This window comes from Streptomyces sp. LMG1-1-1.1 (genome assembly GCF_040815545.1).
Lineage (GTDB): Bacteria > Actinomycetota > Actinomycetes > Streptomycetales > Streptomycetaceae > Streptomyces.
Window position 1 is genome coordinate 1 of the sequence record NZ_JBFPNH010000070.1, and the last position, 21,185, is coordinate 21,185.

Consider the following 21,185-nt stretch of genomic DNA (forward strand, 5'->3'; position numbering starts at 1 on the left):
GGTCGCGCCGCCGCCGCCCGGGGCGCCGCCCGGGTACGGGCCGCCGCCGGGGTACGGGCCGCCCGGATACGGGCCGCCGCCCGGGTACGGGCCGCAGCCGCCCGCGCAGCCGCGCGGGGAGGCGAACGGGGCGCAGGCCGCGATGATCGGGCTGCTGAACCTCTCCTGCCTCGGCCTCGGGTACGTGCTGCTGCGCAACTGGGTGGGAGCGGCGCTCTGCTGGCTCGCCACGGCCGCGCTGCTGGTGTTCGCGCTCCCCGCGGACGTCGACGGCGTGCCCGTCGGGGTCCTCGCCGGCTACGGCGTCTTCCTGCTGGCCGTCGCCGCCGACGGGGCCCGGCGCGGACTGCGCGCCACGCTGCGGGTCGGCGCCTCGCTCCGGCGCCTCGCGCTGCCGCTCGCCCTCGTGCTCCTTGCCGTGCCCGCGGGCGGTTCGCTCGCGTACGGGGCGGCGCGGGACGAGGCGAAGGAGCAGGCGCTGCTCGAACGCCTCGCGGCGGCGGACGCCCTCGTGAAGTCCGCCGACGGGCTCGCCTTCGACAAGGCCGAACCGACCTTCCGCACGGCGCTCGCCACCTACCAGGACCTCGGCACGAAGCACGCGGGGTCACGGGCCGGGAAGCTGGTCCCCGAGCGCCTCGACGCGTACTACGCGACCGTCTCCGCCCCGTACGGGAAGAAGCGCTACTGCGAGGCCGTCCCGCCGCTGAAGCACCTGCGGGGGCTGGCCGGGACGGTCGACAAGGACCTCCTCGGCTCCCGGCCCGCCAAGACCGACGATCCGCTCGCCGAGTCCCTCTACGAGTGCGGGACCGCCGCGCTCGGCGTGCAGACGGCCGACCCGACGGCCAGCGAGAGCCTCAACGAACTCCTCAAGACCTTCCCGAAGTCGAGCCACGCGACCCGCGTCGAGCCGGCCGTCCGCGCGGCGATCAAGACCCGGAAGACCGCCCTCACCGGGGGCTCCGCGCCCTGCGACACCACCGCCGAGCTGCGCGCGCTCCGGTCCTCCCTCGACAACATGTCGGACCCGTCCCTCCGGGGCGCCACGAAGGAGGCCGCCGACGCGGTCCAGACGGGCGACTTCGCCTGCGGCACCTCCCAGTTCAAGAACAAGGACTACACCGCCGCGATCACGACCATGACCGACTACGCCAAGGCCTACCCGAGCAGCCCGCAGGCGGCGCACGCCCGCTCGATCGCCATCGCGGCCGAGATCGCCGACGAGGAACCGGCCGCTGGCAAGAACCTGCCCCCGGCGGACGTCCCCGGCGGCAGCCGGATGGTCATGGTGGTGAGCAACGACGGCCCCGGCGAGGTCGAGCTGCTCTACACCGGCCCGATGACCGGCAAGGTCACCCTCAAGGCGTGCGGGACCTGCACCAAGTACCCCGGTCCGATCTTCTCCAACGGCGAGAAGATCAAGGCCTGCACCGGGCCGTCCTCGAAGTACCCGAAGGCGACCCTGCTGCTGCCCGCCGGTGACTACCACTTCCTCCAGAAGCGGGTGTCCACCGGCACCGCGACCGCGGGCGACACCAAGTCCAGCAAGGCGAAGATCGAACCCGGCTACAGCTACACCAACTGCCTCTACGTGACGTCCGGATTCTGACCCGGCGCGCCCGGACGAGGCCCGGGCGGCGGCACGGCGGCGACCGGCCTCAGCCCACGCGGCGGAGCACCCGCAGCGAGTCGGTGACCGAGATCTCCTCGAAGTCGCCCGACTCCAGGGCGCGGAGGTAGATCCGGTACGGCGCCTGGCCGCCGTCCTCCGGGTTCGGGAAGACGTCGTGGATGACGAGCAGGCCCCCGAGGGCGACCTTGGGGGCCCAGCCCTCGTAGTCGTTCGTGGCGTGCTCGTCGGTGTGCCCGCCGTCGATGAACACCAGGCCGAGCTGCCCGCCCCAGGCCTTCGCGACGAGCGGCGAACGGCCGACCACCGCCACGACGTGCTCCTCCAGGCCCGCTTTGTGGAGCGTCCGGCGGAAGGTCGGCAGCGTGTCCATGAGCCCCACCTCCGGGTCCACCACCGTCGGGTCGTGGTACTCCCACCCGGGCTGCTGCTCCTCGCTGCCCCGGTGGTGGTCCACGGTCACCGCGACCGTCCCCGCCTGCCGCGCCACGTCGGCCAGCAGGATCGTCGACCGCCCGCAGTACGTCCCGACCTCCAGCAGCGGCAGCCCGAGCTTCGCGGCCTCCGCGGCGGCGTCGTAGAGCGCCAGCCCCTCCACCACGGGCATGAAGCCCTTCGCCGCCTCGAAGGCGGCAAGGATCTCGGGAGTGGGCTCGGACATGGTGACTCCTACTGGCGGGTACGCGACTACGGGCGCCCATCGTGCCCTACCCACCGGCCCCGAACCACACCCTCCTCCCCCCAGTCACCCCCTCCTCCCCCCAGCCACACCCTCTTTCCCCCAGCCCGCTCACCGACCTCCCCGCCGACCGACGGATACTGCCCCTGCCGCGGAAGCCGGCCAGGGGACGACCGCGGGGACGACCGCGGGGACGACCGCGGGGACGACCGAGGGGACGACCGAGGGGGTAGACGAGGAAGTGGGCGACGAAGTGAGCGGGGATGTGGGCGAGGAAGTGGGCGAGGAAATGAGCGGGGAAGCGGGCGGGGGAGTGAGCGAGGAAGTGGACGGGGGACCGAGCGAGGAAGTGGACGGGGGACCGAGCGAGGAATGGGGCGGGGAAGTGGAAGTGGTCGCGGACGCCCGCGACGAGGATCCGTACCCGGACGTGACCGCGTCGGGCGGCCTCGTGGAGGCCCTGCGGCAGACGGCGGAGGAGCGGGGGCGCGACATCGGCCTGTCGCCCTGGGCCGTCGACGCCGTCGGCATGGAGTCGACGCGGGGCACTCTGTCGGTCGCCACGGTGACCGGGCAGCGCCTCTTCCGGCTGCGTGCCTACATCCCCGACTTCGGCTGGGACATCGGCTCCACGGACGATCTCGGAAGGATGGTGGACCTCATCGCCGCTTGGCGTGAGGGGGTGCCGACCGAGGTGCTGAAGGCGAGGTTCGACTTCCTGGACGTCGACGAGTTCACCCGGGCGCTCGAAGCCGGGGAACCCACGTCCGCGCGGTGGGCCGACCTCCTGTCGAACGCGTACCACCAGGGGCAGTGGAGCCTGCTGGGCCTCCTCCACGCGGACGAGGTGCTGCGGAACGCGTTCCCGACGATGACGCACCGCGCCGTGCGTCTGCAGGTGGACCCGATGCATGGGACGAGCCGTCAGGTCCTGGTGTACGAGCCCGAGGAAGGGCGCTACGAGGTCAGGCGGGTCGGTGTGCCGGGGGACGACTGGACCGAGGTGCCGGGCGACCGCCTGATCGTCCACCTGCGGGCGGCCCTGTACGACGCCCCGCCGTCGTGACGTCCCCGCGTGCACGACGAACCGCCGTCGTGACGTCCCCGCGTGCCGCCGCATCCCGTGCCCGCGGCCGGGTCACGACCCGGCGAGGACCGCCCGCAGTTTCCTGACCTCGGTCTTCCACTCCTCGCCGTCCGACTCCTCCCAGAGTTCGAGGAGTTCGGAGGGCTCGGTGAGGATCCGGTCGAGGGCTGCGACGGCCTCCGGCCGCAGTGCGGCCGGGAGGGGCGGCAGCGGGTCCTTCGGGCCGTAGGAGGTGGTGACCGGATCGCCGCCGGGGCACTGGGCCGCGAGCAGGGCCGCGGAGGCGATGGCCTCGTCCGCCAGGTCCGCGTCCAGGTACGCGTCGCCGGTCTCGATGACCTCGCGGAAGGCGGTGCGCAGGACGTCCGCCTTCTTCTCCGCCGGTGCCTCGTCCACGCGGTAGGAGAAGTCGGCGGCGGTGTCGTTGTCGAAGGGGCCGATGTCCCAGGTACCCATGGCGTGCTCGCTCTCACTGTCGTGTGCCCTGCCGTACCGACAGCCTGGCAGGCACCACTGACAACGGGACCGGCTCAGTCGTCGACGCCCAGGTCGGCGCGCATCGCCCTCTTCATCGCCCCGAGGTAGGGCCAGACCTCCTCGTGGAGCCGCGCCTCCATGACCGCGATTTCCTCCGCGTGCGCGGCGGGGTCCGTCCCGTACTCCCTGATGTCGCTGTACGCGCTGTTCAGGCGTCTCTTGACCGAGCTGGAAGCACGCGCCACCGAGTCCGGGACGATCATCTGGGCCTCCGCGTAGATGTCCCGGTAGGCCAGTCGGCCCGCCTCAAGCCGCTCCAGGGACTCGACGGCGTCCTCGCCCCGGCGGCGGAGTGCGTGGAGGTGGCTGTTCATCGACGTCAGGTACTGGCGCGTGGCGGTGTTCAGCGCGATGTAGCAGGCGCGCCGGCGTTCCAGGCTCTCGCGCTGCGCCTGCCGGGCGTGCTCCACCCTGAGCAGTTCCTCGGCGTGACCGCGCTCCTCGCGCCGCTGCTCGGTGGCGGCCTGGAGCTCCATGCGCTTGGTGCGGTCCGCGCGGTTCTGTGTCAGCAGCGCGGCCCCCAGCGTTCCCGCGACGCCCACCACGGCTATCAGTAATGCGGTCCAACTCGCGCCCATCTCGCCCCCTGTGTGCGGCTCGGTCTCCGCGGGGATGCTGTCACAGCAGCGGGGTCAGGGGCGCGGCCCTTCCAGGTTCTCGATCATGCGCTCCAGGACGCGGACGGCGGTGCGGTACTCGTCCGTCGTGATGCCGTCGACGGACCGGGTGCGGAACGCGGCGACGTGCGACGCGACCTCGGTCAGGCGGTGGCTGCCGTCGGGGGTGAGGGCGAGTCGGCCCGGGGCCGGGCGGGTGGCCCAGCCGTCGGCGAGGACGGTGTCGACGGCGGTGGTCAGGGTGGGGGTGTCGGCGTTGGCCGAGAGGACCGAGTGGACCTCGGTGTCCGTGGTCCCGTCGCCTTCTCCGACGAGGTTGAGGACCTGCCAGGCGACGCGGGTGAGGCCGAACTCCGCGAGCGTGCCGTCCATGACGCGGGTGAGGGCCTCGTCGGTGCGGTTGAGCAGGTAGCCGATGGGCTTGGCCTTGGGGTCCATGCGGGATCTCCTGGGAGTGACGGCAGGGGTGGTCGCTGCTGGCTCTGCGCTGTCGGGGCGCGGGATCGCAGGCTGGCTGCGGTCCCTGCTGGTCTCCGCGGTCTCTGCTGGTCTCCGCGGTGTCGGCGGGGTCAGTGGTGAGCGGTCTCGCGCGTGGGGCCTGGCGTGAGTATGGCCGTCCAGTCCTGGGCCCGGGCCCAGCCGGCGAAGTCGTGCCAGCCGACCTCGGGGAAGTCGCGGCGGAGTCCGGTGACGTCGACGTCGAGGCCGGACGTGGTGAAGTACGAGAACATCGCGGCCAGGTCCGTGGACCGGGTGCGGACGTAGGCGAGGGGGACCTCCTCGTAGGTGACCGGGCGGCCGAGGGCGGAGGCGAGGATGTCGGTCATCTCGCCGGGGGTGCGCTCGTCCGAGGCGATGTCGACGCGCAGGCCCGCGAAGTCCTCGCGGCGCTGGAGGGCTAGGGCGGCGAAGGCGCCGATGTCCCGCGCGGAGATGAGCGCGAGGGGGCGGTCGGCCGGCATGGGCCAGGCGAAGGTGCCGCCGCGCAGACCGTCGGCGGTCCAGCCGCCGGTGTAGTTGTCCATGAAGGCGGCGGGGCCGATCACCGTCCAGGGCGTGCCGGAGGCGCGCAGGTGCTGCTCGATCGTCCGCTTGCTCTCGTAGTGCGGGACGCCGGTGTCGCGGTCGGCGTGGGCGACGGAGGTGAGGACGACGTGGCCCAGACGGGCGGCGGCCGCCGCGTCGACCAGGGCCGTGCCCTGCCGGACCTCCCCCTCGACGCCGCCTTCGAAGGCGGTGACGGCGAAGAGGGAGTCGGCGCCCGCGAGGGCGGCGTCGAGCGAGGAGCGGTCGTCGAAGTCCGCGAACCGCACGTCGGCGCCGAGGGCGCGCAGGGCGTCGGCGGCGGGGGAGTCGGGGCGGCGGGTGAGGGCCCGCACCCGGTGGCCCGCGGCGAGCAGGCTGCGGGCGGTGGCTCCGCCCTGGGCTCCGGTGGCCCCGGTGACGGCGACGGTGAGCATGGGATTCCTCCTTGATAGTGGTTGCGCAACGCATTCTCTGCGTCACGCATAAGACTCTACCTCGGATTCCCCTGCGTCATGCAGACTTTTTCCCCTTCGTTTCTGACCTTCCGTCAGAATGGAACGTGTTCTAGTCTGCGCCGCATGGGCATCGCCATCACGCACGAACAGCGGGAGCTCGCCCGATCCGTCCGGGGCTGGCTCGCACGCGCCGTACCGCCGGAGGAGGTCCGCAAGCACCTGGACGTCCCCGACATCGCGACCGGCCGACCCGCGTACTGGGACGCCGCCGCCGAGCAGGGGCTGCTCGGACCGCACCTGCCGGAGGAGTCGGGAGGCGGGGGAGGCGGGCTGGGGGACCTCGTCGTCGTCGTGGAGGAGGCGGCGCGGGCGCTGCTGCCGGGGCCGTACGTGCCCTCCGTGCTCGCCGCCGAGATCCTGCACCGGGCCGGGCGGACGCGGACGGCCGGGGAGATCGCGCGCGGGGAGCGGATCGGGGCCGTCGCGCTCGGCGGGACCGGCACCCTGACCGCCGTACGGACCGCGAGCGGATACCTCGTCGACGGCACCGCGCCCCCCGTCCTCGGGGGCGCCCAGGCGGACCTGGTGATCCTGCGGGCGGCCACCGCGGACGGCAGCGTCCTGCTCGCCGTCGACACCGACGAGCTCGCCGTCCGCCCCCACGAGAGCGCCGACCCGACCCGGCCGACCGCCGAGGTCACCGCCCGCGCCACCCACGTCCCCGCCGCCCGCGCACTCGTCTTCGAGGACTCCTCGGGCGTCGCCGTGCCCGGTACCGCGCTCGTCCACGACCTCGCCGCCGTCCTCCTCGCCGCCGACGCCTGCGGCACCGCCGCCCGCGCTGTCGAGACCGCCGCCGAACACGCCAGGACCCGGGAGCAGTTCGGCCGGCCCATCGGGCGGTTCCAGGGCGTCAAGCACCTCTGCGCCGACATGCTCGTCCGGCTCGAACAGGCGCGGGCGCTCACCTGGGACGCCGCCAGGGCAGCCGCCGGCCACGACGAGGCCGGCCCGCTCACCGCCTCGCTCGCCGCCGCCACGGCCCTCGACGCCGCGTACACCTGCGCCAAGGACTGCATCCAGATCCTCGGCGGCACCGGCTTCACCTGGGAACACGACGCGCACCTCCTGCTCCGGCGCGCCGTCGTCGCCCGCCAGCTCCTCGGCACGGGGGACCACCACCGGCTGGCCGCCCTGCGCCACGCGGCCGCGGGCGTGCGGCGGGAGCTGCGCACGGATCTGCCGCCGGAGGCCGACGCGTACCGCACGGCGGCCCGCGAGGCCGTCGCCCCCGCCGTCGGGCTCGATCCGGCCGCGGCCCGCCGCGCCCTCGCGCCCACCGGCTACGCGGCGCCGCACCTGCCGGAGCCGTACGGGCTCGGCGCGGGCCCGGTCCGGCAGCTCGCCGTCCAGCGGGAGCTGGACGAGGCAGGGATCACCGTCTCCGGCCTCGGGATCGCCACCTGGGTCGTCCCGTCGCTCCTCGCCCACGGCACCCCCGCACAGCAGGCCGAGCACCTCGGCCCGACCCTGCGCGGCGAGCGCCTCTGGTGCCAGCTGTTCTCCGAGCCGGGAGCGGGTTCCGACCTCGCCTCCCTCCGCACCCGGGCCGAGCGCATGGAGGACGGGCGCTGGCGGATCAACGGGCAGAAGGTGTGGACGAGCGCGGCCCAGTGGGCCCACCACGGCATCCTGCTCGCCCGTACCGACCCCGCCGCCCCCAAGCACCAGGGGCTCACCTACTTCCTCGTCGACATGCGGAACACCCCCGGCATCGACGTCCGGCCGCTGAAGGAGATCACCGGGGACTCCCTCTTCAACGAGGTCTGGTTCGACGACGCCGTGCTCCCGGCCGACGCCGTCGTCGGCGAGGTGAACGACGGCTGGCGGGTCGCCCGCAACACCCTCGGCAACGAACGCGTCCACATGGCCGACCAGGTCGCCTTCGACACCGGCCTCGAAGCGCTCATCGACCGGGCCGCGCGGGAGGACAGTTCGGTCCGCGTACGGGTCGGGGGCCTGCTCGCCGAGGCGCACGCGCTCGCGTGCATCGGCCTGCGGACCACCCTGCTCCAGGTCTCCGGCCTCGAACCCGGCGCGGGCGCCAGCGTCCGCAAGCTCGTCCAGACCCTCCACCAGCAGAAGCTCGCCGAGCTCACCCTCGAACTCCTGGGCCCCGAGGGCGCGGTGCGCGAGGGCCCCGGCGAACGGGCCGTCCACGGACTGCTCATGTCCCGCTGCCTCACCATCGCGGGCGGCACCACACAAGTACAGCTCAATGTCGTCGCCGAGCGCCTGCTCGGACTGCCGAGAGACTGAGGGGGACCGGAAGATGGGCAAGGCGTACGTCGTCGGTGTCGGGATGACCAGGTTCGAGAAGCCCGAGACGCGGGACTGGCAGTACTGGGACATGGCCAGGGAGGCCGGCACGGCGGCCCTCGCCGACGCGGGCGTCCCCTACGCGCGCGTGGAGCAGGCCGCCGTCGGCTACTGCTTCCAGGCCTCCACCGCAGGACAGCGGGCCGTCTACGAACTCGGGCTCAGCGGCATCCCCGTCTACAACCTCAACAACAACTGCGCGACCGGCTCCACCGCCCTCATGACCGCCCGCCAGTTCGTCGAGGGCGGCATCGCCGACTGCGTCCTCGCCCTCGGCTTCGAGAAGATGACCAGGGGAGCCCTCGGCGGCGGGTCCGGCGCCGGGGACTTCGCGACCTCCCCCGTCGCCCGGCACTACGGGATCATGGCGGCCGCGCACGGCTTCGAGATGTCCCCGCCCACCGCCCAGATCTTCGGCAACGCGGCCCGCGAGCACATGGAGCGGTACGGGACGACAGAGGTGCAGCTCGCGGCCGTCGGCGCCAAGAACCACCAGCACTCGGCGAACAACCCCAACGCCCAGTTCCAGGACGTCTACACGGTCGACGAGATCCTCGCCGCGAAGACCGTCCACCGGCCCCTGACCAAGCTCCAGTGCTCGCCGACCTCCGACGGCGCGGCGGCCGCCCTCGTCGTCTCCGAGCGCTTCGTCGACGAACACGGGCTGCGCGGGCGCGCGGTGGAGATCGCCGGCCAGGCGATGACCACCGACACCGAGGAGTCCTTCGCCTCGGGCTCCTGCATCGACGCCGTCGGCCGCCCCATGTCCCGGGCCGCCGCCCGCCAGGCGTACGAGCGCTCCGGGCTCGGCATCGAGGACGTCGACGTCGTCGAACTCCACGACTGCTTCTCCGTCAACGAGCTGCTCACCTACGAGGCGCTCGGCATGTGCGAGGACGGCGCCTCCGGCAAGCTCGTCGAGTCCGGCGCCACCACCTACGGCGGGCGCTGGGTCGTGAACCCCTCCGGCGGCCTCATCTCCAAGGGCCACCCCCTCGGCGCGACGGGCCTCGCCCAGACCGCCGAACTCGTCTGGCAGCTCCGCGGCGAAGCGGGCCCCCGCCAGGTGGCGGGCGCGCGCGTCGGCCTCGCGCACAACATCGGGCTCGGCGGGGCAGCGGTGGTCACCCTGCTGCGGAAGGCGTAGAACGGCGGCGCGCGCCGAGCGCCGAGCGGCGTGCGGCGCGAGACCTTCCGCCGAAGGCCCTGGACAACTCGCCGCGCCCCTACAGCCACCCCTGCTGACGGGCCGCGCGGACCGCCTCCATACGGTTGCGGGTGCTCGTCTTGCCGATCGCCGAGGAGAGGTAGTTGCGGACGGTGGACTCGGACAGGTGGAGGGCCGCCGCGATGTCGGCGATCGTCGCGCCGTCCACCGAGGCGGCCAGGGCGTCCCGTTCGCGGGCGGTCAGGGGGTTCGGGCCGGCGCCGAGGGCCGCGGCGGCGAGCGCCGGGTCGATGACCGTCTCGCCGCGCAGGGCCTTGCGGACCGCCTCGGCCAGTTCCTCGACGGGCCCGTCCTTGACCAGGAAGCCGACGGCGCCCGCCTCCATCGCCCGGCGCAGGTAGCCGGGGCGGCCGAAGGTCGTGAGGATCAGGACCCGGCAGTCGGGTGCCTCGTCGCGCAGGTCGGCCGCCGCGTCGAGCCCCGAGCGGCCCGGGAGTTCGATGTCGAGGAGGGCCACGTCGGGCCGGGACAGAAGGGCCGCGTCGACGATCTCGTCGCCGCGGCCGACCTGGGCGACGACCTCGATGTCCGGCTCCATGCCGAGCAGGAGCGCGAGTGCGCCGCGCATCATGCCCTGGTCCTCGGCCAGTAGGACTCTGATCATTCCGGCGCCTCCCCCTCGTGCGGGCTCGGGGCCTCCACGGGGAGTTCCGCGGCGACCTGGAACCCGCCCCCGGGGGCCGGTCCCGAGTCAAGAGTGCCGCCTGCGGCGGCGAGCCGCTCGCGCAGGCCGCGCAGACCGCTGCCCGGGGCGGTGCCGGCGGGGCCGCGGCCGTTGTCGGTGACGGTGAGGCGGACCCGTTCGGTGGTGCCGGAGAGCGAGATCTCGCAGCGGGTGGCGCCGCTGTGGCGGACCGCGTTGGTCGTGGACTCCCGTACGACCCAGCTGAGGAGGGCCTCGGCGGCCGGTTCGAGGAGGGGGCCCGAGCGGCGGACCACCGGCTCGATGCCGGCGGAGGAGAGCGCGTCGCGGGCGCGGTCCAGTTCGGTGGCGAGGCTGCCCTCGCGGTAGCCGGTGACGGCCTCCCTGATCTCGGTGAGGGCCTGGCGGCCCACCGACTCGATGTCGCGGACCTGGTCGAGGGCGGCGTCGAGGTCGTGCGGGGCGAGCCGGCGGACGACCTCCGTCTTGACGACGATCACCGAGAGGGTGTGGCCGAGCAGGTCGTGCAGGTCGCGGGAGAAGCGCAGCCGCTCCTTCTCGACGGCGGTCCTTGCCAGCTCCTCGCGGGTGGCCCGCAGCTGCCGGACCGTCTCGTCGAGGGCGAGGATCGTCGCCGTGACCATGACCGAGATGAACGTGCCGTACACGATGCCGAAGGAGTCCCAGCCGTCCCGCCAGAACGTCACGAGGCCGGCCACCACCACCAGCGGGACGGTGATCACGCGCAGGAGCCTGCCGCGGCGCACCACGGCGCCGATGGCGAGGCCCAGGAGGGGGAAGAACAGCAGCCACTCGCGGCCGTAGCCGATGCCGAGCGCGAGGGTGAGCGCGCCGAGCGCGCCGAGGAGGACCCAGGTCAGCGGGGCCTCCCTGGCGCGCGCGTCGAAGGCGCGGAAGACGACGGCGATGTAGAGCGTGTTGAAGGCGAGCAGCCCGAGGCCGCCGATCCACGGGTTGGGCGCCTCGCCGCCGGTGAGGTGGGAGAGCGCGCCGAGCCCCATGAGCAGCCAGGGGAGGAGGCTCATCCCGGTCGGCCCCCGGTCCGCGCGCGCCCGTGCCCATTCCCGTAGGCCCGTGCTCCGCGGCCGCCACCCGTTGCCCATGCCCACTTCCTACACCGTCCTCGCGGAACGGCGGTACGAGACGGCCGCGTACGTTCCGAAGAGCGCGGCCCACACGGCGACGACCGCGAGGGCCGCCGCTCCCGGTGCCGTCGCGTCCGTCACGGCCACGCCCAGCTCGGCGAAGCGGTGGGTGGGGGTGTACGCGGAGAGGGTGCGGAGCCAGTCGGGGAAGAGGGCGACGGGGAACCAGAGGCCGCCGACGACCGCGAGCCCGAGGTTGCAGGCGACGTTGACGACGCCGGTGGTCTGGGCGGTGAGCCGGTAGCCGTTGCCGATGCCGAGCAGGGTGAAGGGGAGGGAGCCGAGCCAGAGGGTGACGGCGACCGCCGGCCACTGCCAGGCGTCCATCCGTACGCCGTTGGCGAGGCCGCCGGCGAGGAGGACGCCGCCGATGGCGGGGAGGACGACCACCGATCCGGTCAGGGCACGGCCCGTGACGACCTGGCGGGGTGTCATGGGGGTGATCCGCAGCTGCCGCAGCCAGCCCGTGGACTTGTCCTCGGCGACGCCGGTGCCGACGGAGAGGGCGGCGCCGAGCGCGCCGTACGCCGCCATGCCGACCATGGCGGCCGTCTTGTACGCGCTGTCGTCGGCGCCGAGGTTGGTGAAGAGGAGGTACATCATCACCGGGACGCCGATCGTCGAGATCGCGAATCCGGGGTCGCGCAGGGTACGGAGCACTTCGAGGCGTACGTACGCGGTGATCATCGAGAGGTCTCCAGGATCTGGGACGCGGTGTCCGGCTTTCGGGTGAGGGTGAGGAAGGCGTCGTTGAGGGAGACCCGGGCGACCTCCAGGGAGCGGATCGCGTCGCGCTGCGCCAGGGCGCGGACGGTGGCGTCGGAGTCCTCGGTCCGCAGCCGCGCGCGGTCGCCGCGGATCTCGAAGGACGTGACGCCGGGCAGCGGGCCGAGCCAGTCGGTCGGGCCGCCGGCCAGGTCGAAGGAGACGAGACCGCCGCCGGCGGCCCGCTTGAGCTCCGCGCTCGTCCCCTCGGCGACGATGCGGCCGGAGTCGAGGACGACGATCCGGTCGGCGTACTCGTCGGCCTCCTCCAGGTAGTGGGTGGAGAACAGGACGGTGTTGCCGCGGCGCGCGTAGCCGCGCATGGAGTCCCAGAACTCCTGCCGGGCCTCGACGTCGAGGGCGGCCGTGGGTTCGTCGAGGACGATCAGTTCCGGGTTCCCGGCGAGGGCGACGGCGAAGCGGACCCGCTGGGTCTGGCCGCCGGAGAGCCGGTCGACGCGGCGGTCGGCGAGGTCGGTCAGTCCGGCGAGCGCGAGGGCCTCGGCGACCGGCATCGGGGACGGGTAGGTGCGGGCGACGAAGCCGACGAGTTCGCGCACGGTGACCCGGGGGACGGGCCGGCCTTCCTGGAGCATGGCGCCGATCCGGCCGGCGGCCACGGCGCGGTCGGGGGTGTCGCCGAAGAGCGCGATCCGGCCGCTGTCGGGCTCGTCGAGGCCGAGGAGGAGGCCGATGGCGGTGGACTTGCCGGCGCCGTTCCGGCCGAGCAGGGCCACGGTCTCGCCCCGCCGGACGGTGAGGTCGAGGCCGTCGGCGGCGCGGACGGTGCCGAACGTCTTGGTCACGCCGCGGAAGGCGACCGCCGGTTCGTGCGGGGTGTCTGTCGTCATGGGGACGACGCTACGAATCCGGGGCGGGGTCCCGGCAGGCGCGGACGTACGGACCTGGCGGTGACAAATGTCCCGGGCCGGGCCGGGAACAGATGTCTGACGTATCGTCAGGAGTCGGCCGCCCGGAGGGTTCCCAACTCCTTCCGCCTGGGCTATACATGGGGTCCACCGACCTAGAACGCGTTCTAGAAGAGCCGTTCCGGGGAGGTCCCGCACGGCCTCGGCGCGACCGACGGTGCGGACGGTCGCGTCGAGGTCTTTCACCGCCACGAGGAGCAGCAGCCCGATGCCCATCGACCCCGCCAAGGCCATCGCCGCCGAACCCCGCAGCGCCGAGATCTCCTGGGACCACAAGGACGTCCAGCTCTACCACCTCGGCCTCGGAGCCGGTTCGCTCCAAGGCAAGCCGAACCCCGCCACGGACCCCGACGAACTCCGCTACACCCTGGAGTCACGGCTCCACGTCCTGCCCAGCTTCGCCACCGTCGCGGGCGCCGGCATGGGGGTCGTCGGCGGACTCTCCGCCCCCGGCATCGACATCGACCTCGCCGCCGTCCTGCACGGCGGCCAGTCGATCACCCTCCACCGGCCCGTCCCCACCGGCGGCCGGGCCGTCTCCACCTCCCGCGTCGCCGCCGTCCACGACAAGGGCAAGGCCGCCGTCCTCGTACTGCGCACCGAGGCCGCCGACGACGAAGGGCCGCTCTGGACCAGTGACGCCCAGATCTTCGTCCGGGGCGAGGGCGGCTGGGGCGGCGACCGCGGCCCCTCCGAGCGCCTCCCGGTCCCGGAGCGGGAGCCCGACGCCGTCGCCGAACGGCCGATCCGCGAGGAGCAGGCCCTGCTCTACCGGCTGTCCGGCGACTGGAACCCGCTCCACGCCGACCCGGAGTTCGCCAAGCTCGCCGGCTTCGACCGGCCGATCCTGCACGGCCTCTGCTCGTACGGCATGACCCTCAAGGCCGTCGTCGACACCCTGCTCGACGGCGACGTGACCCGGGTCCGCGCCTACCGCACCCGCTTCACCGGCGTCGTCTTCCCCGGCGAGACGCTCCGGGTCCGGATGTGGGCCGGCGAGGGCTCCGTCCAGGTGACGGTCACCGCCGTGGAGCGCGACGACGCCCCCGTACTCGCCGACACCGTCGTCGAGCACTCCTGACCCGTCTGATTGGAGCCGCACCATGCGCGCAGCCGTACTGCACGAGATCGGCCAGGACAAACTCGAGGTCGTCGACGACGTCGAGGCGGTGGGCTTCGGCCCCGGCAGGGTGCGGATCCGCGTCCGGGCCACCGGCCTCTGCCACTCCGACGTCTCCGCGATGAGCGGCGTCCTGCCGCAGCCCGCCCCCTTCATCCCCGGCCACGAGGGCGCGGGCGAGATCATCGACGTCGGCGACGGCGTCACCGGACTCGCCCAGGGCCAGCGGGTCCTGCTCTGCTGGCTGCCCGCCTGCGGCAGCTGTCCCGCCTGCAAGCGCGGCCAGACCCAGCTCTGCCTGGCCGGCTTCATGAACGCCGGCGTGCCCAACTTCAAGCGCCCCGGCGGCGACGTCTTCGGCTTCGCGGGCACCGGCACCTTCACCGAGGAGGTGGTCGTCGACGCGGGCTGCGCCGTCCCCATCCCCGACGACGTGCCCTTCGACATCGCCGCCCTCATCGGCTGCGGCGTCACCACCGGCCTCGGCGCCGCCATCAACACCGCGAAGGTGGAGGCGGGTTCGTCGGTCGCCGTCATCGGCTGCGGCGGCGTCGGGATCTCCGCCATCCAGGGCGCCAAGCTCCAGGGCGCCGCCCAGATCGTCGCCGTCGACCCCGTGGAGTCCCGGCGCGAGGCCGCGCTGAGGTTCGGCGCCACGGAGGCGGTCGCCCCGGACGCGCTGGCCGACGCCAAGCAGCGCGTCACCGGCGGGGAGGGCTTCGACTACGTCTTCGAGGTCGTCGGGAAGTCCGCCACCGCCCGGACGGCGTACGAGACGACCCGGCGCGGCGGCACCCTCTGCGTCGTCGGCGCGGGCGCCCTCGACGACCACCTCCAGCTCAGCATGTTCGAGCTGTTCTTCGACGAGAAGCGCATCCTGCCCTCCATGTACGGCGGCGGGGACGTGCTCCGCTCGTACGAACGGGCCATCGCGCTCTGGCGGGCGGGCCGCATCGACCTGGAGTCGCTCATCACCCACCGCGTACCGCTCGCGGGCATCAACGAGGCCCTGGAGCAGATGCGGACCGGCGTCGCCCTCCGTACCTGCATCGAGATCTGAGAGGACCCCGCGAGATGTCACTCCCCCTGGAAGGGCTGAGCGCGATCGTCACCGGCGCCGGCCGCGGCCTCGGGCGCGCCGAGGCCCTGGAACTGGCCCGGCTCGGCGCGGCCGTCGTCATCAACGACTACGGGCAGCCCGGCCGCGACGGCTCGGGCGAGGCCTCCGCCGCGCCCGCCGAGGAGGTCGCCGCGGAGATCCGCGCGGCCGGCGGACGGGCGGTCGCCCACCTCGGCGACGTGTCCGACTTCGAGACGGCGCGGTCCCTGGTCGACCTGGCGGTGTCCGAGTACGGCAAGCTGGACGTCCTGGTCAACAACGCGGGCATCCTGCGCGACCGGATGGTCTTCTCGATGACCGAGGACGAGTGGGACTCCGTCGTACGGGTCCACCTCAAGGGCCACTTCAACACCACCCACTTCGCCGCGGTGCACTGGCGGGGCCGCTCCAAGGCGGGTGAGACCGGCGTCTACGGCCGGATCGTCAACACCTCGTCCGAGGCCTTCCTCGCCGGCTCGGCCGGCCAGCCCAACTACGCGGCGGCCAAGGGCGGCATCGTCGGCCTCACCACCTCGACGGCGCTCGCGCTCGCCCGCTACGGGGTCACCGCGAACGCCATCTGCCCGCGGGCCAGGACCCGGATGACGGAGGACGTCTTCGCCGGCTTCGGGGAACCGGGCGAGGGCGAGCTCGACCCGCTGTCCCCGGAGCACGTGGCGCCGCTCGTCGGGTATCTGGCCTCCCCCGCGGCGGCCGGCGTCAACGGCCAGCTGCTCGTCGTGCACGGCGGGATGGTGGCGGTCGTGGAACGGCCGCGGGTCTCGGCCAAGTTCGACACGGCCAAGGAGGCGTTCACGTACGAGGAACTGGACGCCCTGCTCACCCCGCACTACGCGTCCCGCCCGGCGGGCGAGACCTTCGCGGCGGCAGAGGTGCTGGGCCTGAAGAAGGACTGAGCCACGCAGGTGGCGGGCCCGGCGGGCAGGCTGAGCCACGGCGTCGGCGCGGGTCCGGCGGAAGGCCACGGAGATGGCGGGCCCGGCGTCGGGGGCGCCGGGTGGTGGGAAAGGCGAAGGGCCCCGGGGGAGACCCCGGGGCCCTTCGCCTCGCCGTCAGCGCGCGCGGGCGTCGGCCTCGCGGCGGTGCCGGCCGTGCGGCGAGGACGTGGAGTCCTCCACCGGCGAGGCCTCGCCCCGGTGCTTCCCGGAGCCGTGCGGCTCCGTACCCTCCGTGCTTGTCTCCGACATGGTCGAACTCACCCCGTACGTATCTCTGCTGCTTGTGCGGCCAGTGAGTCTAGCCAGCGGGTCTACGGTCCGTCAGAGGCGCCTGCTGCAACGGCACCGGACGGCAGACCCGGGGCTCCTCGGCGGGGGCGGCGGGCTCGGGAGCGGCCTCGGGAGCGGGCTCCGGCGGGGGCTCGACGGCGGCGAGGCCGCACGGGACCTCGGCCGTCGCGTACGGCAGCCGCAGCACGCCCCCGGCCGTCCACAGGCCCGCGCCGGCCAGCCAGCCCGCGGGGGCGGCCAGCTGGCCGAGCCGGCGGGACGAGGGCTGCCAGGTGCCCACCCAGCTCCCGCCCGCCGCGTCGATCCGCAGCGCCACCGCGCAGCTCTCCGGCATCAGCACCTGGCCCGGCTGGACCGCGAACGGCGTCAGCGCCGCGTCGTCGAGCCGCAGGCACTCGGGGAAACGCACCGGCAGCAGACTGCCGAGGACGCCCCAGCCGAGCCGGTCGTGCCCCGGGGACGGCGCGTCGGAGCGGATCAGGAGCAGCCCGCTGTCCGGGTCGGCGAGGAGCAGCCGGTCGTCGCTGTCCTCGGTGATCTGGAGCAGCGGCGTCACCTCTCCGCCCCGCTCCAGGTCGACGGCGACGGCCTTCACCGGTCCGCCGTCGAGCCGCCGGTCGAGGGCGAGCATCCGGCCCGCGCGGTCGAGCCACACCCCGCCCGTGCAGCGGCCCTTGACCTCGGCGACCTGCTCGGGGCCGAACGCCCCGCCGGCCACCAGCCACAGCGTGGTCGTGTCGGGGCCGACGCACAGGGCGTACGCGCGGATGCCGTCGGGCGCGGGCGGCAGGAGCACCAGGTGCTCGGAGCCGGGCGCCTCCACCGCGCCGAGCTGGAGTTCGCCGGTGGCGGGGCCGGTGGGGTAGAGCAGCGAGAACGTGTTCCGCCGTCCGTCCACCCGGCGGGCGACGAGGACCCGGCCGTCCGCGAGGGGCAGCAGCCGCGTGCCGGGCTCCTCCGGCTGGTCGAGGGGGAGCGGTACGGCGTACGGCTCCGGGCCGTCGAGGGTCCATCGCTCCACGTACAGGGCGTTCCCGGCGCCCGCGAGCCTGGCCGCGTACGCGCCGTTGGCCGTGATCGTGAACCCCGTCGGACACCCGGTGTCCCTGTCGCGGTCGTCGTCCTCGGCCGCGGTCTCGATGGCACACGCTGTCATCGACTCGTCACCTCCGGCCACGAAGCTAGTTTTCGCACTTCCAGCCGAACAACACGAGCCGGGTCACTTCACACATAAGGGTGGTCGTGCGGCGGTTCGGCTGAGGGTGCGGGGGCGGTTGTGCTGGAGTGACCCATGGTGAGTAAGGTAAGGCGAACCTAAGCGGAGGCTGACCCTCCGCCAGGACGACCCGTACAGGAGCCTTCTCATGTCCCTCCGCCGCCGCGGCACCGCCGCCGCCGTCGCCCTCGCCGCCGCGCTCTCGCTCGCGGCCTGCGGAGGAGGCGACGGGCCCGCCGACCCCGCCGCGAAGGGGGACGCCGCCAAGAAGAAGGACGTCGCCACCGGCGGCAAGGACTTCGGCGACGCCGCCGCCAAGACCGCGGCCATGGGCACCGACGCGCAGGCCGGGCAGTTCCCGCGCACCCTCACCCACGCCCTCGGCACGACCGAACTCAAGGCCGCCCCCAAGCGGGTCGTCGTCCTCGACGTCGGCGAGCTCGACAACGTCGTCTCCCTCGGCGTCAAGCCCGTCGGCTACGCCCCCTCCGAAGGCGACGACGGCATCCCCGGCTACCTGAAGAAGGACGCCGGCACCCCCAAGTCCGTCGGCACCATCAACAACCTCAACCTGGAGGCCATCGCCAACCTCCAGCCCGACCTCATCCTCGGCAGCCAGCTCCGCGCCGCCGACAAGTACGACGAGCTGTCCAAGATCGCGCCGACCGTGTTCTCCATCCGCCCGGGCTTCACCTGGAAGGAGAACTACCTGCTCAACGCCGCCGCGCTCGACAGGACCGCCGAGGCGAAGGCGAAGCTCGCCGCGTACGAGACCAAGGCGAAGCAGCTGGGAACGGACATCGGCCCGGACAAGCCGACCGTCTCGATGGTCCGCTACCTCCCCGGCAAGATCCGCCTCTACGCCAAGGCCTCCTTCATCGGCACGATCCTCGAGGACGCCGGCCTGCCCCGGCCGAAGAACCAGCAGATCGACGAGCTCGCCGCCGAGATCAGCCCCGAGAAGATCGACGACGCCGACGCCGACTGGATCTTCACCGGCGTGTACGGCGAGGCCAAGGCCACCAAGAAGGACACCGCCCAGGCCAACCCGCTCTGGAAGAACCTCAAGGCGGTCAAGGCCGGCCAGGCCAAGGACGTCCCGGACGAGACCTGGTACCTCGGCCTCGGCGTCACCGCGGCGAACAGCGTCCTCGACGACCTGCGCGCCGACCTGGTGAAGTAGGCCCGGGTTATCCACAGGCCCGGACGGCGGGGCACGGGGGACAGGTAGCCTTTCCCTCGTGCCCCGTCTGTCTGAAGTCATCGCCGAGCTCGACGCCCTCTGGCCACCAGAGCGAGCCGAGTCCTGGGACGCCGTCGGCACCGTCTGCGGCGACCCCGACGCCGAGGTCACCCGTGTGCTCTTCGCCGTCGACCCCGTCCAGGACATCGCCGACGAGGCGATCGCCCTGGGCGCCGACCTGATCGTCACCCACCACCCGCTCTACCTGCGCGGGACGACGACGGTCGCGGCCGGCCACTTCAAGGGCCGCGTCGTGCACACCCTGATCAAGCACGACATCGCCCTCCACGTCGCGCACACCAACGCCGACACCGCCGACCCCGGCGTCTCCGACGCCCTCGCCGGCGCGCTCGACCTCCGCGTCACCGGGCCCCTCGTCCCCGAGAACAACCTCGGCCGGATCTGCGAGCTCGACCGCCCCGAGACCCTCGCCGAGTTCGCCTCCCGCGCCGCCGCGCGGCTGCCCGCCACCGCGCAGGGCATCCGGGTCGCCGGCGACCCCGGCATGACCGTGCGCCGCGTCGCCGTCAGCGGCGGCTCCGGCGACAGCCTCTTCGGCGCCGCACGGGCCGCGGGCGTGGACGCCTTCCTCACCGCCGACCTGCGCCACCACCCCGTCTCCGAAGCCACCCAGCAGTCTCCGCTGGGCCTGGTCGACGCCGCACACTGGGCGACCGAATGGCCCTGGTGCGAGCAGGCCGCCGCCCAGCTCGACGAGATTTCCGACCGCCACGGCTGGGACCTCCGCGTCCACGTCTCGAAGACGGTCACCGACCCCTGGTCCTCCCACCACACCTCCCCTGGAGCCCCCAACTGAACGCCGCGCCCGCCGACCAGATCCGCCTCCTCGACGTCCAGGCCCTGGACGTACGCCTCCAGCAGCTCGCCCACAAGCGCCGCTCGCTGCCCGAGCACGCCGAGATCGAGGCGCTGACCAAGGACCTCACCCAGCTGCGCGACCTGCTCGTCGCCGCGCAGACCGAGGAGAGCGACTGCGGCCGCGAGCAGACCAAGGCCGAGCAGGACGTCGACCAGGTGCGCCAGCGCGCCGTCCGCGACCAGCAGCGCCTCGACTCCGGCGCCGTCTCCTCCCCGAAGGACCTGGAGAACCTCCAGCGCGAGATCGTCTCGCTCGCCAAGCGCCAGGGCGACCTCGAGGAGATCGTCCTGGAGGTCATGGAGCGCCGCGAGTCCCTCCAGGAGCGCGTCGCCGAGCTCACCGAGCGGGTCTCCGCCGTGCAGGCCAAGAGCGACGACGCCACCGCCCGCCGCGACGCCGCCCAGACCGAGCTCGACGCCGAGGCCGCCACGGTCACCAAGGAGCGCGAGGTCGTCGCGGGCTCCGTCCCGGCCGACCTCCTGAAGCTGTACGAGAAGCTGCGCGAGCAGCAGGGCGGCGTCGGCGCGGCCCGGCTGTACCAGCGCAAGTGCGAGGGCTGCCACATCGAGCTCAACATCACCGAGCTGAACGACGTCCGCGCCGCCGCCAAGGACGCGGTCGTCCGCTGCGAGAACTGCCGCCGCATCCTGGTCCGCACCTCGGAGTCCGGTCTGTAATGACGTCTTCGCGCGAGCTGATCGTCGAGGCGGACGGAGGTTCCCGGGGCAACCCGGGGCCCGCCGGATACGGCGCCGTGGTCCTGGACCCGGCCACGGGCGAGACGCTCGCGGAGGCGGCCGAGTACATCGGCGTGGCGACGAACAACGTCGCCGAGTACAAGGGCCTGGTCGCGGGCCTGAAGGCGGCCAGGGAGCTCTTCCCCGACGCCATCGTCCACGTCCGCATGGACTCCAAGCTCGTCGTCGAGCAGATGTCCGGCCGCTGGAAGATCAAGCACCCGGACATGAAGCCGCTCGCGGCCGAGGCCGGCCGCGTCTTCCCGGCCGGCCGCGTCCGCTACGAGTGGATCCCCCGCGAGCGCAACAAGCACGCCGACCGCCTCGCCAACGAGGCCATGGACGCGGGCAAGCTCGGCCGCCGCTGGGAACCCTCCGGCTCGACGGCCGCCCTCGACACCTCCGCCGCCCGCAACGCCGCCACCCCGCCCCCGGCGGGCCCGCCCGGCGACGCCACGGCGGGCGCGGCCAGGGCCCGCGCCGCCCTGGCCACCGC

22 protein-coding genes are annotated in these 21,185 nt (G+C 73.5%); 11 read left to right on the top strand and 11 right to left on the bottom strand.

Annotated features, from left to right (window positions below):
• Positions 1–1,612, top strand: a 1,612-nt coding sequence (locus MRBLMG1_RS33115; RefSeq protein WP_367827835.1) for a hypothetical protein, incomplete at its 5' end; no start/stop codon positions are given.
• A gap of 49 nt (positions 1,613–1,661) precedes the next feature.
• Here MRBLMG1_RS33115 and MRBLMG1_RS33120 read toward each other — a convergent pair.
• Positions 1,662–2,294, bottom strand: coding sequence for a class I SAM-dependent methyltransferase (locus MRBLMG1_RS33120; RefSeq protein WP_367827836.1), 633 nt, complete (start codon positions 2,292–2,294; stop codon positions 1,662–1,664).
• A gap of 307 nt (positions 2,295–2,601) precedes the next feature.
• Here MRBLMG1_RS33120 and MRBLMG1_RS33125 point away from each other — a divergent pair, with 307 nt between their 5' ends.
• Positions 2,602–3,378 carry a hypothetical protein gene (locus tag MRBLMG1_RS33125; protein ID WP_367827837.1) on the top strand — a complete coding sequence of 259 codons (777 nt, stop codon included), beginning with the start codon at positions 2,602–2,604 and terminating at the stop codon, positions 3,376–3,378.
• A gap of 72 nt (positions 3,379–3,450) precedes the next feature.
• Here MRBLMG1_RS33125 and MRBLMG1_RS33130 read toward each other — a convergent pair whose 3' ends face one another.
• The 4 genes from MRBLMG1_RS33130 to MRBLMG1_RS33145 all read right to left on the bottom strand — a co-directional run bounded on the left by MRBLMG1_RS33130 (position 3,451) and on the right by MRBLMG1_RS33145 (position 6,013).
• Positions 3,451–3,855 carry a DUF4259 domain-containing protein gene (locus MRBLMG1_RS33130; protein WP_367827838.1) on the bottom strand — a complete coding sequence of 135 codons (405 nt, stop codon included), beginning with the start codon at positions 3,853–3,855 and terminating at the stop codon, positions 3,451–3,453.
• A gap of 74 nt (positions 3,856–3,929) precedes the next feature.
• Positions 3,930–4,514 carry a hypothetical protein gene (locus MRBLMG1_RS33135; protein WP_367827839.1) on the bottom strand — a complete coding sequence of 195 codons (585 nt, stop codon included), beginning with the start codon at positions 4,512–4,514 and terminating at the stop codon, positions 3,930–3,932.
• Positions 4,515–4,568: 54 nt separating this feature from the next.
• Positions 4,569–4,991, bottom strand: a complete 423-nt coding sequence (locus MRBLMG1_RS33140; protein ID WP_367827840.1) for a MarR family winged helix-turn-helix transcriptional regulator — start codon at positions 4,989–4,991, stop codon at positions 4,569–4,571.
• A 131-nt stretch (positions 4,992–5,122) separates the two neighbouring features.
• Positions 5,123–6,013, bottom strand: coding sequence for an NmrA/HSCARG family protein (locus tag MRBLMG1_RS33145; RefSeq protein ID WP_367827841.1), 891 nt, complete (start codon positions 6,011–6,013; stop codon positions 5,123–5,125).
• 144 nt (positions 6,014–6,157) lie between these two features.
• Here MRBLMG1_RS33145 and MRBLMG1_RS33150 point away from each other — a divergent pair, with 144 nt between their 5' ends.
• Positions 6,158–8,353 carry an acyl-CoA dehydrogenase gene (locus MRBLMG1_RS33150; protein ID WP_367827842.1) on the top strand — a complete coding sequence of 732 codons (2,196 nt, stop codon included), beginning with the start codon at positions 6,158–6,160 and terminating at the stop codon, positions 8,351–8,353.
• A 13-nt stretch (positions 8,354–8,366) separates the two neighbouring features.
• Positions 8,367–9,560 (top strand): lipid-transfer protein, encoded by a 1,194-nt coding sequence (locus tag MRBLMG1_RS33155; RefSeq protein ID WP_367827843.1) that lies wholly within the window; start codon positions 8,367–8,369, stop codon positions 9,558–9,560.
• Between the two features lie 79 nt (positions 9,561–9,639).
• Here the strand turns inward: MRBLMG1_RS33155 and MRBLMG1_RS33160 are convergent, their stop codons facing one another.
• Genes MRBLMG1_RS33160 through MRBLMG1_RS33175 form a run of 4 tightly spaced genes read right to left on the bottom strand, consistent with a single transcriptional unit; the run spans position 9,640 to position 13,066 of the window.
• A complete protein-coding gene (locus MRBLMG1_RS33160; protein WP_367827844.1) occupies positions 9,640–10,245 on the bottom strand; it encodes a response regulator in 606 nt (201 codons plus the stop codon).
• The gene (locus tag MRBLMG1_RS33165; RefSeq protein WP_414721693.1) at positions 10,242–11,408 is read right to left on the bottom strand and encodes a sensor histidine kinase; all 1,167 of its coding nucleotides are present in this window, start codon (positions 11,406–11,408) and stop codon (positions 10,242–10,244) included. Before MRBLMG1_RS33165 ends, MRBLMG1_RS33160 begins: the two co-directional genes overlap by 4 nt.
• Positions 11,409–11,417: 9 nt before the next feature.
• A complete protein-coding gene (locus MRBLMG1_RS33170; protein ID WP_414721694.1) occupies positions 11,418–12,137 on the bottom strand; it encodes an ABC transporter permease in 720 nt (239 codons plus the stop codon).
• Positions 12,134–13,066, bottom strand: a complete 933-nt coding sequence (locus tag MRBLMG1_RS33175; protein WP_367827846.1) for an ATP-binding cassette domain-containing protein — start codon at positions 13,064–13,066, stop codon at positions 12,134–12,136. Before MRBLMG1_RS33175 ends, MRBLMG1_RS33170 begins: the two co-directional genes overlap by 4 nt.
• Before the next feature lie 286 nt (positions 13,067–13,352).
• Between MRBLMG1_RS33175 and MRBLMG1_RS33180 the strand changes: the two genes are divergently transcribed.
• Genes MRBLMG1_RS33180 through MRBLMG1_RS33190 form a run of 3 tightly spaced genes read left to right on the top strand, consistent with a single transcriptional unit; the run spans position 13,353 to position 16,280 of the window.
• On the top strand, positions 13,353–14,225 hold the full coding sequence (locus MRBLMG1_RS33180; protein ID WP_367827847.1) for a MaoC/PaaZ C-terminal domain-containing protein: 873 nt from the start codon (positions 13,353–13,355) through the stop codon (positions 14,223–14,225).
• A 22-nt stretch (positions 14,226–14,247) separates the two neighbouring features.
• Complete coding sequence (locus tag MRBLMG1_RS33185; protein ID WP_367827848.1) at positions 14,248–15,324, top strand: Zn-dependent alcohol dehydrogenase; 1,077 nt, start codon at positions 14,248–14,250, stop codon at positions 15,322–15,324.
• Positions 15,325–15,338: 14 nt separating this feature from the next.
• A complete protein-coding gene (locus MRBLMG1_RS33190; RefSeq protein ID WP_367827849.1) occupies positions 15,339–16,280 on the top strand; it encodes a 3-oxoacyl-ACP reductase in 942 nt (313 codons plus the stop codon).
• Positions 16,281–16,436: 156 nt separating this feature from the next.
• Here the strand turns inward: MRBLMG1_RS33190 and MRBLMG1_RS33195 are convergent, their stop codons facing one another.
• Positions 16,437–16,571, bottom strand: coding sequence for a hypothetical protein (locus tag MRBLMG1_RS33195; protein WP_367827850.1), 135 nt, complete (start codon positions 16,569–16,571; stop codon positions 16,437–16,439).
• A gap of 49 nt (positions 16,572–16,620) precedes the next feature.
• Entirely contained in the window at positions 16,621–17,769 is a 1,149-nt protein-coding gene (locus MRBLMG1_RS33200; RefSeq protein WP_367827851.1) for a hypothetical protein, read from the bottom strand.
• Between the two features lie 208 nt (positions 17,770–17,977).
• Here MRBLMG1_RS33200 and MRBLMG1_RS33205 point away from each other — a divergent pair, with 208 nt between their 5' ends.
• The 4 genes from MRBLMG1_RS33205 to MRBLMG1_RS33220 all read left to right on the top strand — a co-directional run.
• On the top strand, positions 17,978–19,012 hold the full coding sequence (locus MRBLMG1_RS33205; RefSeq protein WP_367827852.1) for an ABC transporter substrate-binding protein: 1,035 nt from the start codon (positions 17,978–17,980) through the stop codon (positions 19,010–19,012).
• Positions 19,013–19,070: 58 nt separating this feature from the next.
• Positions 19,071–19,889 carry a Nif3-like dinuclear metal center hexameric protein gene (locus tag MRBLMG1_RS33210; RefSeq protein ID WP_367827853.1) on the top strand — a complete coding sequence of 273 codons (819 nt, stop codon included), beginning with the start codon at positions 19,071–19,073 and terminating at the stop codon, positions 19,887–19,889.
• Positions 19,886–20,629, top strand: a complete 744-nt coding sequence (locus tag MRBLMG1_RS33215) for a zinc ribbon domain-containing protein (RefSeq protein WP_367827856.1) — start codon at positions 19,886–19,888, stop codon at positions 20,627–20,629. Before MRBLMG1_RS33210 ends, MRBLMG1_RS33215 begins: the two co-directional genes overlap by 4 nt.
• A partial coding sequence (locus tag MRBLMG1_RS33220; protein ID WP_367827854.1) for a reverse transcriptase-like protein occupies positions 20,629–21,185 on the top strand: 557 nt, incomplete at its 3' end. The genes MRBLMG1_RS33215 and MRBLMG1_RS33220, both read left to right, overlap by 1 nt.